Annotated in this window: 1 pseudogene; it reads left to right on the plus strand. The window is 57.1% G+C overall.

The annotated features are described in order from the left end of the window. Positions 1-105: 105 nt before the first annotated feature. Positions 106-217: pseudogene (locus H6B10_RS17620) on the plus strand (hypothetical protein); the annotation flags it as partial.

Here is a 217-nt window from a genome sequence, read left to right on the forward strand (position 1 = left end):
ATAGTATACCTCGTGCGGTGCCGGGCACCGTTTGTAACAAAAATCGGGCAGGCCATGCCGGCCCGCCCGTCTGGTTTTTTTACTGCTTGACCGTGCAGCGCTTGCGGTCGCGGCGGTGACATCATTTTTGTGGCCGATGACAACCTTTCCACGCTGATGGACTTCCGCTACAAGCGCAAGTACACGGCAGAAAATGGTGAGAATGGCCGCGCCAAGC

Source organism: Gemmiger formicilis (genome assembly GCF_016901605.1).
Classification (GTDB): Bacteria; Bacillota; Clostridia; order Oscillospirales; family Ruminococcaceae; genus Gemmiger; species Gemmiger formicilis_B.